The organism is Catenulispora sp. EB89 (genome assembly GCF_041261445.1).
GTDB lineage: Bacteria > Actinomycetota > Actinomycetes > Streptomycetales > Catenulisporaceae > Catenulispora.
The window spans coordinates 720008-732119 of record NZ_JBGCCU010000002.1 but is presented as its reverse complement, the minus strand read 5'-3'; the positions used below and the strand labels follow the sequence as shown (position 1 = coordinate 732119).

13 protein-coding genes are annotated in these 12112 nt (G+C 70.9%); 9 read left to right on the top strand and 4 right to left on the bottom strand.

From position 1 onward, the window contains the following. Positions 1 to 118 precede the first annotated feature (118 nt). From ABH920_RS06810 to ABH920_RS06795, 4 genes are all read left to right on the top strand, one after another. The gene (locus ABH920_RS06810) at positions 119 to 982 is read left to right on the top strand and encodes a sulfurtransferase (RefSeq protein ID WP_370347936.1); all 864 of its coding nucleotides are present in this window, start codon (positions 119 to 121) and stop codon (positions 980 to 982) included. Next, positions 979 to 1278 carry a DUF1416 domain-containing protein gene (locus ABH920_RS06805; RefSeq protein WP_015796793.1) on the top strand — a complete coding sequence of 100 codons (300 nt, stop codon included), beginning with the start codon at positions 979 to 981 and terminating at the stop codon, positions 1276 to 1278. The genes ABH920_RS06810 and ABH920_RS06805 overlap by 4 nt, the downstream gene beginning before the upstream one ends. 315 nt (positions 1279 to 1593) lie before the next feature. Continuing rightward, positions 1594 to 2127 (top strand): FABP family protein, encoded by a 534-nt coding sequence (locus ABH920_RS06800; protein WP_370347933.1) that lies wholly within the window; start codon positions 1594 to 1596, stop codon positions 2125 to 2127. A 68-nt stretch (positions 2128 to 2195) separates the two neighbouring features. Then, positions 2196 to 2657: a Fur family transcriptional regulator gene (locus ABH920_RS06795; protein ID WP_370347931.1), complete on the top strand. Its 462-nt coding sequence runs from the start codon at positions 2196 to 2198 to the stop codon at positions 2655 to 2657. Here the strand turns inward: ABH920_RS06795 and ABH920_RS06790 are convergent. Further along, positions 2617 to 3999, bottom strand: a complete 1383-nt coding sequence (locus tag ABH920_RS06790) for a hypothetical protein (protein WP_370347929.1) — start codon at positions 3997 to 3999, stop codon at positions 2617 to 2619. The genes ABH920_RS06795 and ABH920_RS06790 overlap by 41 nt on opposite strands. 95 nt (positions 4000 to 4094) lie before the next feature. On the opposite strand from ABH920_RS06790, the gene ABH920_RS06785 reads away from it, so the two are divergent. The 4 genes from ABH920_RS06785 to ABH920_RS06770 all read left to right on the top strand — a co-directional run bounded on the left by ABH920_RS06785 (position 4095) and on the right by ABH920_RS06770 (position 7989). Continuing rightward, positions 4095 to 5102, top strand: a complete 1008-nt coding sequence (locus ABH920_RS06785; RefSeq protein WP_370347927.1) for a folate-binding protein YgfZ — start codon at positions 4095 to 4097, stop codon at positions 5100 to 5102. A gap of 270 nt (positions 5103 to 5372) precedes the next feature. Further along, complete coding sequence (locus ABH920_RS06780) at positions 5373 to 5933, top strand: aerial mycelium formation protein (RefSeq protein ID WP_370347925.1); 561 nt, start codon at positions 5373 to 5375, stop codon at positions 5931 to 5933. A gap of 8 nt (positions 5934 to 5941) precedes the next feature. Beyond that, complete coding sequence (locus ABH920_RS06775; protein ID WP_370347923.1) at positions 5942 to 6898, top strand: asparaginase; 957 nt, start codon at positions 5942 to 5944, stop codon at positions 6896 to 6898. A 95-nt stretch (positions 6899 to 6993) separates the two neighbouring features. Then, positions 6994 to 7989, top strand: coding sequence for a DUF5996 family protein (locus ABH920_RS06770; RefSeq protein ID WP_370347921.1), 996 nt, complete (start codon positions 6994 to 6996; stop codon positions 7987 to 7989). 67 nt (positions 7990 to 8056) lie between these two features. On the opposite strand, the gene ABH920_RS06765 is transcribed toward ABH920_RS06770, so the two are convergent. Next, positions 8057 to 9463: a M64 family metallopeptidase gene (locus tag ABH920_RS06765; RefSeq protein ID WP_370347919.1), complete on the bottom strand. Its 1407-nt coding sequence runs from the start codon at positions 9461 to 9463 to the stop codon at positions 8057 to 8059. A gap of 133 nt (positions 9464 to 9596) precedes the next feature. Here ABH920_RS06765 and ABH920_RS06760 point away from each other — a divergent pair, with 133 nt between their 5' ends. Further along, the gene (locus tag ABH920_RS06760) at positions 9597 to 10130 is read left to right on the top strand and encodes a hypothetical protein (protein ID WP_370347917.1); all 534 of its coding nucleotides are present in this window, start codon (positions 9597 to 9599) and stop codon (positions 10128 to 10130) included. A gap of 149 nt (positions 10131 to 10279) precedes the next feature. On the opposite strand, the gene ABH920_RS06755 is transcribed toward ABH920_RS06760, so the two are convergent. Then, positions 10280 to 11641 (bottom strand): RNA polymerase sigma factor, encoded by a 1362-nt coding sequence (locus tag ABH920_RS06755; RefSeq protein WP_370347915.1) that lies wholly within the window; start codon positions 11639 to 11641, stop codon positions 10280 to 10282. Between the two features lie 39 nt (positions 11642 to 11680). Beyond that, complete coding sequence (locus ABH920_RS06750) at positions 11681 to 12100, bottom strand: YciI family protein (RefSeq protein WP_370347912.1); 420 nt, start codon at positions 12098 to 12100, stop codon at positions 11681 to 11683. Between the last annotated feature and the right edge of the window lie 12 nt (positions 12101 to 12112).

The window sequence follows — 12112 nt, the reverse complement described above, 5'->3', positions numbered from 1 at the left end:
GCGGACCCAAGCAAGACACCTTCGTGCTTCCGCGTGCCCGCGGACCTGGAACAACCGTGTCCGCGCACACCACCTCACTCCGATCGATCCGAACCCCGAACCATCCGGAGGGACTCCCATGAGTCGCAACGACGTCCTGGTCGACGCCGACTGGGTCCAGGCGCACCTGGACGACCCGAAAGTCGTCCTCGTCGAAGTCGACGAGGACACCGCCGCCTACGACAAGAACCACATCCGCAACGCCGTCCGGATCGACTGGAAGCGCGACCTGCAGGACCCGGTCCGCCGGGACTTCGTGAACCAGCAGCAGTTCGAGGCCCTGCTCTCCGAGCGCGGCATCGCCAACGACGACACCGTGGTGCTCTACGGCGGCAACAACAACTGGTTCGCGTCCTACGCGTACTGGTACTTCAAGCTCTACGGCCACAGCGACGTCAAGCTCCTGGACGGCGGCCGCAAGAAGTGGGAGCTGGACTCCCGCGAGCTGGTCGTCGAGCAGCCGACCCGCACCGCCACCACCTACACGGCGCAGCCGCAGAACCAGGCGCTGCGCGCCTACCGCGACGACGTCGTGGCCGCGATCGGCACCGACAACCTGGTCGACGTGCGCAGCCCCGACGAGTACTCCGGCAAGCTGCTGGCGCCGGCTCACCTGCCGCAGGAGCAGTCGCAGCGCCCCGGCCACGTGCCGACCGCGCGCAACATCCCGTGGTCCAAGGCGGCCAACGACGACGGCACCTTCCGCTCCGACGAGGAGCTGACCGAGCTGTACGAGGCCGAGGGCGTGGACCTGGCCAAGGACACCATCGCCTACTGCCGCATCGGCGAGCGCTCGGCGCACACCTGGTTCGTCCTGCACGAGCTGCTGGGCCAGGCCAACGTGAAGAACTACGACGGTTCGTGGACCGAGTACGGCTCGCTGGTCGGCGTGCCGGTCGCGCTCGGCTCCAACCCCGGCTCGCCCGAGGGCGGCCAGCAGTGACGGCCTCGTGCGGCGCCCCCGCCGGCGGATTCAGCATCGAAGGAGTGGACGTGGCGAAGGAAACTGTCATCCAGGGCGCGGTCAGCCGTGACGGCGCGCCGGTGACCGGGTACGTGCGGCTGCTGGACAGCACCGGCGAGTTCACCGCCGAGGTCCCGACCAGCCCGGAGGGCGGCTTCCGCTTCTTCGCCGCCCCGGGCACCTGGACCGTGCGCGCGCTGGTGCCCGGCGGCACCGTGGACGCCTCGGTCGAGGCGACGCTGGGCGAGGTCGCCGAGGTCGCGCTCGCGGTCTGAGCGGCTTGCCCCGGCGACGCCGGACCTCCGGAGTGTGAGGGGAGCGCCCGCCACCGATCGGTTGATCGGGGGCGGGCGCCTTCGCGTTTTCGCTCCGGTCTCCACTGTCCTGCCGGCTGTCATGTCGGCCCTGTCGCCCCCGCCGGCCCCGACACCCGAAGAGACCCAGCTCACCGAACAGCGCGCCACCCGCTCCGATAAACTCCCCACCATGACCGTCCAAGCTCTTTTCGACATCCTCCTGGTCCTGGTGGCCCTGGCCGTCGTGTGGTTCGCGTCCTTCACGGTGCTGCGGCTGTTCAAGGGCCAGAACTGATGCCGCTGGAGATCCCCTCCGACCTGCACCCGGACTGTGTGCCGCTGGCGTTCCTGCTGGGCACCTGGGCGGGCGCCGGGGTCGGCGGGTACCCGACCATCGAGTCGTTCAACTTCGGGCAGGAGGCCGTGTTCTCGTACACGCCGAACAAGCCCTTCCTGAAGTACGAGTCGCGGTCCTGGCTGCTCGACGAGGACGGCAACCAGGTCCGGCCGCTGGCCATGGAGTCCGGCTACTGGCGTCCCCAGGCTCGCACCGAGGAGAACGGCACCGCCGGCACCACCCGCACGCAGCTCGAAGTGGTCCTGGCGCACCCCACCGGCTTCTCCGAGATCTGGGTCGGCGAGGCGGACGGCGCTAAGGTCGAGCTGCGTACCGACGTGGTCGCGCGCACCGAGACGGCCAAGGAGTACACGGCGGGACACCGCCTGTACGGTCTGGTCCAGGGCGATCTGCTGTGGGCGTTCGACATGGCGGCCATGGGCCAGTCGATGCAGTCGCATCTCTCGGCGCAGCTGAAGCCGGTCAATTAAGTCTTCCAGGAAATCTGCGCGTATGGACGGTGGCGACCACTGTCCCCGCCCGGTGGGATAGTGGTGGTATGGAAACCGCGCCCACGGACCTGACGAAGGAGCTGCGCGCGAAGGGCTACCGCCTCACGCCGCAGCGGCAGTTCGTCCTGCAAGCCGTGGCCGCCATGGACCACGCCACCCCCGAGGCCATCTGCGAGGAGGTCCGCCGCACCGCCCGCGGCGTGAACCTCTCGACGGTCTACCGGACCCTGGAGCTGCTCGAGGAGCTCGGTCTGGTCACCCACACCCACCTGGGCCACGGCGCGCAGATCTACCACACGGCGGATCAGCCGGCGCACGTGCACCTGGTGTGCCGGGGCTGCGGACGCATCCTGGAGGCCGCCGACTCCGCCGCCGAGCCATTGGTGGAGCGGCTGAAGCAGGACTACGGCTTCGAGACCGACGTGCGGCACCTGGCGGTGTTCGGGACGTGCGCGGAGTGCTCCGCTCTCACACAGAGTTCCGAAGCCACTTCGCAAAACCCCGAGTGAACTGATCCGTGGTGGTCCCCAGAACGTTCTTCATGGCGTCGTCGACACACGTGGACGCCGTCGCGTGCTGGTAGACGGCCAGGACGAACTGATCGACCTTCTCAGGGCTGTACTCGTCGGCCATATAGCGGATCGCCATGTGTGCGTAGAAGTAGTTCAGCCCGGACGTGTCGGAGTCGGAGCTGTAGACCTGGCTGTCCGTGGGGAGTGCGTGCGGAACGCCGTGCTTGCTGACGTAGGCGTGCAGTGTGTCGCCGTCATAGAGGAGTTCCGACGTGGAGTACATCCTCTGTGATTCCCACTCCGCGAACCCCTCTATGACCCACAAGTGCTGCTGGCCGGAGGTCGCGCTCTGGTCCTCGAACGGACCGATCATCGCGTGCGCCATCTCGTGCTTGAACACGATGTCGGCGTCGGCGGGGTCGACGTTCTTGTACTGCGTGGTGTCGACCGCTATACGGGAGCTCGGATAGAAGCCGTCGTCCTTGCCCGCCGCGGCTATGGGCACCGTCACCCCGACCGACTCGGCGCGGTTCTGGCTGTATATGGCCTCGTACCGGGAGCGGTCGGCGGTGAGGAAGACGGCGAAGCCGGGCGCCGTGCCCGAGCCGCCGGTCCAGTGCGCGAAGTCGTACTCCGCGTCGCGCTCCAGAGCGTCCGCGTGGCTCTTGGCGAAGGACGCCGACGTGTCGTCCGCCATGATCACCACCTTCGGTCGGGTGAGCACCGTGAGGCCGGCCACGGCGTCCCAGGGCGCCGGGTAGTTGTGCTCCGAGGTGGCGCCGTCGACCGCGGTCACCCGCAGCGGGGCCTTCGGGCCGGTGCGCGCCACGGTCCACTTGTAGCGTTCCTCGACCGGGACGCTGTCCACGCCGGTGATCTGGTGGTCGAAGGCCACCGTGACGGTCGCGGTCGCGCCCTGCGGGAGGGTGCTCTGGTCGTCGATCATGGTGACCGAGTAGGTCGCGGTGGTGAAGGGGATCTTCTCCAGGTTGTCGTAGAGCTGCCCCTGGCGGGTGACCAGATCCGGGTGCCCGGGATCGACGGCGGCGACGAAGCCGGCGCGGTTCCTGGCCTTCAACGCCGCGGAGTGGGCTGCCACGAACGTGTTGAGGTCGGCCACGGATATGGAGGCGTCCGGCGTGCTCGCGGCGTCCGGCGGCTCGTCGGCCGGGCTGCTCGACGAGCTCGCGGGCCGGGAACCGACCGACGGCTGCGCGGCCGGCGCGCCGTGACCGGGGTGCTTCTGCGCCGTCGCCGCCGCGAGGCCGCCGACCGCGAGCGTGCCGACCGCGGCGAGCGCGGCGCACGCCACCCACGTGGTCCGTGTCGGCCTTGCCATGGATTTCCCCGCCCTGCGCGTTACATGTGATCGAGCCCCGCGTGCGGGGAGAACGGCAGCGTAACAGGCGTTTTGCGATAGGAGAGACTAGAACCATGACGAGCCCCTTGCTGACCCTGCCCGCCGCCGTCCCGGCCGACCCGCCGGACGCCGGAGTCGCCGCGCACTACGGGGACCCGCACGGCGAGCAGCGGCGGCTCTCGGAGGAGCACCGCGGGTTCGTGGACCTGTCGCACCGCGGCGTGCTGCGGGTGGCCGGGCCGGACCGGCTGACCTGGCTGCACTCGTTCACCAGCCAGCACCTGGAGTCGCTGAAGCCGGGGGTGGCCGTCGAGGCGCTGATCCTGTCGCCCCAGGGCCGCGTCGAGCACGCGCTCTACCTGGTGGACGACGGCGCGGCGACGTGGTTCCACGTGGAACCGGGCACCGCGCCGGAGGTGCTGGCGTTCCTGGAGCGGATGCGCTTCATGATGCGCGTCGAGCCGGAGGACGTGACCGACCGCTACGCGCTGGTGCTCACGACCGGCCCGGTGCCCGAGGGCGTGCTGGCCCGCGAGGTGGAGCTCGGCCACGAGCTGTTCCTCCCCCGGGAGCGCCTCGCGGACTTCGCCAAGGACGGCGGCGCGGGAGACCCCGTGGGCATGTGGGCCTACGAAGCCCTCCGGATCGCCGCGCACCGGCCGCGTGTCGGCCTGGAGACCGACGACCGCACCATCCCGCACGAGATCGACTGGATCGCCTCCGACGGCCATCCGGGCGCGGTGCACCTGAACAAGGGCTGCTACCGCGGCCAGGAGACGGTCGCGCGGGTGGACAACCTCGGCCACCCGCCGCGCCGCCTGGTCTTCCTGCACCTGGACGGCACCCCCGAGCGGCTGCCCGCGCACGGCACCGACGTCACCACCGGCGACGGCCGGGTGGTCGGCCAGGTGACCTCCGCCGCGCGCCACTACGAGCTCGGCCACGTGGCGCTCGCGGTGGTGAAGCGCACCACACCGGTCGAGGACCAGCTGCTCGCCGACGGCATCCCGGCGGCGCAGGAGATCGTGGTGGCGCCCGATTCCGGCGCGAACCGGCGGCCGACGTTCCGCGCCGCGCGGTAACGGCGGCGAGCGGCAAGCCGGGTAAGTGCGGCGAGATCGGGCCGCGGTCGGCTTGGGCAGCGGTGAGCGGGTAAGGGAAGAGCGGCGAGCGGGTAGAGCGGCAGGGCCCGAAGGACGAGCAGCAGGGCGGGGACCGGTATGGCACCGCACGGTCCGCCGAGTGTGACAAGTCCGACGGCCGCCGCTCTCGCGCGCGCCACGCCATCGCGATCGGGTGGCGATACCCCCAACCTCAATCCCCGCTATTCCCCACCATGGAACGATGCTGTTATGGGCACCCAAGCCACCAGACTCGACCGCGTCCTCGTCGCCGCCCGCCGCCCGGACGCAGAGGTCGAGGCCCTCGAACTCGCCGCGATCCGCCGGGAGCGCGGTGCGGCGCTGCGCGAGGAGACCGAGCTCTCCTACCTGCGCCGGGTCCTGCACGGCCGCATCGACATAATCGACGCCGAGCTCCGCCGGCGCGCCGCCGGCTCTCCGGAGCCGCTGGTCCAGTCGCTGGCGGCGATCCTCGCCGACGATCCGCCGGCCAACGCGCGCTCGCCGCGGCACATGGAGATCGTCATCGTGCCCGATCCCGATCCGGGGGAGTACCGCTCACAGATGGAGGAGCGCATCGACGCGGTCGGCCCCGCGATCGTCCTGGATCTATCCGACGGGCAGCTGGCCGACGCGCGGCTGACGCTGAAGGCCTATGAGCGGGAAGTATCCGAGTACCGGCGCATCGCGCAGTCGGTGATCGACCGGTTCGCGGCGGAGCTGGCGCGCCGCTACCGTGAGGGGCAGGCAACCGTCGACGATCTGCTCAATGAGGAGCAGAAGATGGAGTAACACCGCACATGACCGCACAGGGAGTCGTCCCCCTCGCCGAGATAGTCCGTTCCGGGTTCACCGAGGGGTGGCACGACGGCCGCCTGGTGGCCCTGGCCGCCGACGGCAGCGTCGAGTTCGCCTACGGGGACGTGGAGGCGGTGATGATGCCGCGGTCCAGCAACAAACCGATGCAGGCGGTCGCCATGCTGGAGAACGGCCTGGACCTGACCGGCGAACTCCTGGCGCTGGCCGCGGCCTCGCACGCCGGCGAGCCCTTCCACCTGGAGGGCGTGCGCAAGATCCTGGCCGGTGCGGGCCTGGACGAGCGGATGCTGGCCTGCCCGCCGGACTGGCCGCTGGCCGAGCAGGCGAAGCTGGCCCTGGTCCGGGCCGGCGGCGACAAGCAGCGCGTCACCATGAACTGCTCCGGCAAGCACGCCGCGATGCTCGCCACGTGTGTGGTCAATCACTGGCCGACCGCCGACTACCTCGCCCCGGACCACCCGATGCAGCGCGCCTCCCGGGCCGCGGTCGAGCGGCTGTCCGGCGAGCAGGTCCACCACGACGCCGTCGACGGCTGCGGCGCCCCGCTGTACGGCATCTCGCTCGTCGGCCTGGCCCGCGCCTTCCGCACCGCCGTCCTGGCCGCCCCGGCCAGCCCCGAGCGCCGCGTCGCCGACGCCATGCGCGCGCACCCCGAGTACGTCTCCGGCACCGACCGCCTCGACACCGACTTCATGGCCGGCGTCCCCGGGCTGCTGGCCAAGGGCGGCGCCGAGGGCGTGCAGGCGGTGGCGCTGCCCGACGGCCGCGCGGTCGCGCTCAAGGTCGGCGACGGCGACCACGAGCGCCGCGCCGTGGGCCCGGTGCTGGTCGCCGCGCTGCGCCGGCTCGGCGTCGAGGCCCCGGTGCTCAGCCGGTACGCCGAGTCCCCGCTGCTGGGCGGCGGGCACCCGGTCGGCGCCGTGCGCTCGGCGATCTAGGACCCCGTCCGGGCGGTTCCGGGCGGCTCCCAGCGATTCCAGGCGGGGCGCTCCATGACGGGCGCTCCGCCGGTTTCACGCTTAGGCTCGCGACCATGACCGAGTCGCCATGGACCCCGACGGAAGTCCTCCCCGCCATCCCCTACGAGGAGTGGCGTCCCACGCGGGAAACCCTGCACCGCTATCTCCAGATCGTCGGCAAGATCGCCCTCGCGCGGGGCATCCGCCGCAACCACTGGTGGCACATGACGCTGCGGAACCAGCCGCGCGGCTGGTCCACCGTCGAACTCGGCACGGCGCAACAGGGCCCGCTGTTCACCTGTGAATTCGACTTCTTCGACCATGTCCTGCGCATCGACACCGACCACGGTGGCCAGGCGTTGGTGCCGCTGACGGACCAGACGGTCGCGTCCTTCTACAGCCAGACTCAGGACGCTCTGCGTGCGCTGGACGTCGATCCGTATATAGCGCATCCGTACCCTTATGACCTCCCGGACAAAGAGCGTCCGTTCGCGGAAGACACGGAACACAAGATCTATGTGCCGGAACACGCGCACCGAGCCTTCAAGGTCTACAGCCAGGTGGGCCGCATCCTGGAGGAGTTCAGCGCGGCCTTCTCCGGCAAGGTCAGCCCGGTCCAGGTCTTCTGGCACACGTTCGACATCGCGACCCAGCGCTATTCGCCGCGCCACATCCCCACGCCGGACGGCATGGACGAGGCGACCCGCGAGTCCTACTCCCGGGAGCAGATCAGCTCCGGGTTCTGGTACGGCGACCCCGACACCCCGGAGCCCACGTTCTACTCCTATACGTATCCCGAGCCCAAGGGCATCGAGGAGAAGACGCTGCGTCCCGAGGCCGCTCGGTGGGTCACGGCGCGCGGGAGCCATACCGCGTACTACTCCTATGACGCGGCGCGTATGGAGGACGACCCAGTGGGCTGCGCGCTGGCCTTCTACGAGTCCGCATACGAGGCCGGAGCGGAACTCGCGGACTGGGACCACGCGGCGCTGGCGTGCTGGGACGGCATCACCGATCCGCTGCTGCGCAGCAAAGAGCCGCTCGGACGGCACTGGCCCGAGCGGCCCTAAGCGTTTGTCTACTTAAGCGGATTCCGCTTAAGCGTTGTCTCCCTGAGAGGCTTCCAGAGGTAGAGCGTCAGCCGCCCCACACCCACCACTTCGCCGACTTCGTCATGTACTTCGTCCGGAAGTCGGGGTCGGCGACCGCCGGGTTGTCGTCCACGACGTAGACGATCACCTGGTTCCACTGGCCCTTGGTCAGCGGCGCGGTGGTCAGGTCCAGGCTGGTCTTGCCGCGCGACCCGTTGACCGCGGTGCCGTTGACGCCCCAGAACACCGTGTAGTTCGCGCCGACCAGCGGGATCAGGTTGGCGGTGAGGGTGACGCCGTTCTTCGCGGTGATCCCGGACGCGGTCGCGGCCGGCGTCACCGAGTCGATCGGGTTGATCGAGCCCTTGCCGGACTTGCTCAGGTAGAAGGACTCGATCAGGGCCTCGATCGACGGCGGATTGAACGGCTTGCCCAGGCTCCGCATTTCCGAGTCCTGGGAGGGCCGGTTGAAGCCGTGGGCGTAGTAGTTCGCGCCGTCGTAGGCGCCGACGGTGCTGCCGTCGCCGCTCGGCTTGCCGATCCAGCGCCACCACTTGGTGTGGTTGGCCGTCATGGCCGCCGCCGACTGCGAGGTGATGTTCGGCAGGTCCGAGTCGCTGCCGCCGGCGGTGTCGTAGGGGACGTCGTACTCGTCGCCGAGGCCGGCGAGGGTGTGCGCCATCTCGTGCACGATCACGCCGTCGGACAGCGAGTTCTCGCCGGCCAGCGTGGTGATCGCGCCGCCGGCGCCGCCGTAGGTGGCGGTGTGTGCGAGCGAGACCACGTGGTTGATGCCGGGCACCAGGTTGGCGTAGGCGTTGGCGGACTTGGTGTCCACGCACAGCAGCCGCTCGATGTTGTGGCACCAGAAGTGCATGCCCAGCGGCGTCTGCTTGGCCACGCCGTCGGTCGGGTCGTTGGAGATGCCCGAGACCGGGGAGGCGATCTCGACGCGCGAGGCGTCGAAGAAGTTCTGGTAGGTCTTGTAGGGCTCGTAGTTCATCAGCGCCTGCCAGGCGGCCTCGGCCGACCGCGCGAAGGCCGGGGTCTCCGAGGCGAGGTAGCCGTCGCCGACGAAGACCAGGTCGATCCGGTTGTCGTGGCGGCCGTTGTCGTGCATCGGGATCAGCACCGGGGTGCTGGCCGTGGGCAGTCCGCTGGTGGCCAGGCGCAGGTCGGACGGCACCGGCAGCGCCGAGGGCGCCTGGTCGGCGGCCCCGGGGCGCAGCGTGATGCTGCCGTCCGGCAGGAACGTCTCGTACACCCCGTCGCCGCGGTCCTCGGCGTTGGGCGTCCCGCCGAACCGGAACGCGCCGGCCGAGGCCGGCCCGGCGGCGGTGGCGGCCAGCAGGCAGACGCCGAGCGTGGCGGACAGCAGGGCGACGGCCGCGGCCCGGCGGGGCGCGCGGCGGCGGGGGGAGTCGTGGCGGGCGTCAGTCGTGTGACGGAGCATGCGGCCATTCAAACTCCGCATTTCGTCCGGAAACGCGCGGGTCAGTCACCGACACGGCTGAAGACGGCGGACATTCATCCTTTTGGCGGCAGGAATGCAGGTCGCCGTGCCGGGCCCGGCGAAGCTGTGGGGCATGACTCTGCGAAACCTTCCTGTGGCCTTCGCGACTCTGGCCTTCGCGGCCGTCGCCGGTGCGGCTGGCGCCGTCCCCGCCCACGCCTCCACCCCCGCCTACACCGACTACGGTCAGATCCAGCTGACCGTGACCCACCACGGTCCGATCTTCACCGACAACAACGGCCTGGGCTACGACATCGTCGTGACGAACAACGGCCCGAACACCGCCACCGGCGTGGTGGTGCGCACGACGGGCTACGACTGCGAGGCGAACGCGCAGTCGAAGGAGGACTGCAAGCCGATCCCGGACCGCTTCGACCCCTCGAAGCCCATGGACTTCGAGACCGCCCTGGGCTCGATGCCGGCCGGCGGGCACGCGGAGTTCCCGGTGGTCACCACCATCCCGGACGAGAACGCCGGCTTCATCCGCACCACGACCGAGGTCGTGCGCGCCGACCAGTACGACACCGCGTCCTCGCCCGGGACGTGCGAAAGCGGCTGGCAGCCGCAGCCGGACTGCATGTCGGACGTCGTCGACCTGAGCAAGTGAGCTGATCGAGCGGGCCTGATCAGGGACCGCACGCGGCGGCGCGCGCCAGCAGGAGCGCGCGCTCCCGCGTGTTCGCGGTCAACGCGGCGGCGCGCTCGAACTCCTCCCGCGCCTCCGCCTGAGCAAGTGAGCTGATCGAGCGGGCCTGATCAGGGACCGCATGCGGCGGCGCGCGCCAGCAGGAGCGCGCGCTCCCGCGTGTTCGCGGTCAACGCGGCGGCGCGCTCGAACTCCTCCCGCGCCTCCGCGCGCCGGCCGAGCCGGACCAGCAGGTCGCCGCGTACGCCGGGCAGCAGGTGGTAGCCCCGCATGGCGCGCAGGCCGGTGAGCGCGTCGGTGATCGCCAGGCCGGCTTCCGGGCCTTCGGCCATCCCGACCGCGACCGCGCGGTTCAGCTCCACGACCGGGGACCGGGTCTGCTGCACCAGCCGCTGATAGAGGTCGGCGATGAGCCGCCAGTCGGTGTCCTCGGCGGAGCGGGCCCGGGCGTGACACGCGGCGAGTGCGGCCTGCAGGTGATACGTGCCCGGCTCGACGGCCGCAGGGCTTTGCGAATCCGCCGAGTGCCCTGCGGCTTCGGCAGTCGCTCCTGTCGCCGCCGCGACTTCCGCCTCGAACGCCCGGTCGGCGCGGAGCAGCGCGGCCAGCCCGCGCTCGATCTGCAGCCGGTCCCACTTCGTCCGGTCCTGGTCCAGGAGCAGCACCGGCTCCCCGTCGGGCCCGGTCCGGGCGTGCCGCCGCGAGTCCTGGATCTCCATCAGCGCTGTCAGCGCGTGCACCTCCGGCTCGGCCGGCATCAGCCCGGCCAGCACGCGTCCCAGCCGCAGCGCCTCGGCGCACAGGTCGGCGCGCAGCCAGTCGTCGCCGGCGGTGGCGGCGTAGCCCTCGTTGAAGATCAGGTAGACGACCTCCAGCACCGAGGCCAGGCGCCGGCGGCGCTCGGGGCCGTCGGGGACCTCGAACGCCACCCCGGCGTCGGCCAGCGCGCGCTTCGCCCGCACGACGCGCTGCGCGGCCGTGGCCTCCGGGACCAGGAACGCGCGCGCGATCTCGGCGGTGGTCAGGCCGCCGAGGACGCGCAGCGTCAGCGCCACCCGGGCCTCCGCCGAGAGCACCGGGTGGCAGGCGGTGAAGACCAGGCGCAGGAGGTCGTCGTCGATGGCGGTGTCGGACAGCGCGGCGTCCACCGCGTCCAGGACCGTGTCGTCCTGGTGGCCCTCGCCGTCGATCTCCAGCTCGCGGCCGAGCTCGCCGACCTTGCGGCGCAGCGTCTCGGCCCGCCGGAAGTGGTCCACCGCCCGCCGCTTGCCGACCGCGGTCAGCCAGGCGCCGGGGTTGGCCGGCACCCCCTCGGCCGGCCACTGCTCCAGCGCCGCGACCAGCGCGTCCTGCGCCAGTTCCTCGGCCAGCCCCAGATCACCGGTGTAGCGGGCCAGGGTGGCCACGACCCGGGCCGCCTCCAGCCGCCACACCGCCTCGACGGTCTCGACGGTCTCGGTCGCCTGCGCCATATCGCCAGTCTGGCAGCCCTTCTGGGCTGCGCGAACCGTCTACTGGTCGAGCTGCTGCCGCAGCTGCTGCTGGGCTTCGAGCAGCTCCGGCGAGAACTCCAGCTCGAGCTCGTCCATCGAGCCGATCGGCCGCACCTCCAGCGTCACCCCGCCGCCGAACGGCGCGCGCTTCACCCACTCCAGCGCCTCCTGCAGCGAGGAGCACTCAAGCAGCCAGTATCCGGCGATGATCTCCTTGGCCTCGGTGAACGGCCCGTCGATGACCGTGCGCCGCTCGGTGTCGTCGAACCGCACCTTCGCGGCGGCCGAGGTCGGCTTCAGGCCCTCGGCGGCGAGCAGCACGCCGGCCTTCGCGAGCTGGTTGTTGTAGGCGGCCATCTCCTCGAACAGCTCGGTCGGCGGCAGCTCCCCGGCCTCGGATTCGGCACTGCCCGGTACCAGGACCATGAACTTCGGCATGGCGGTCGCTCC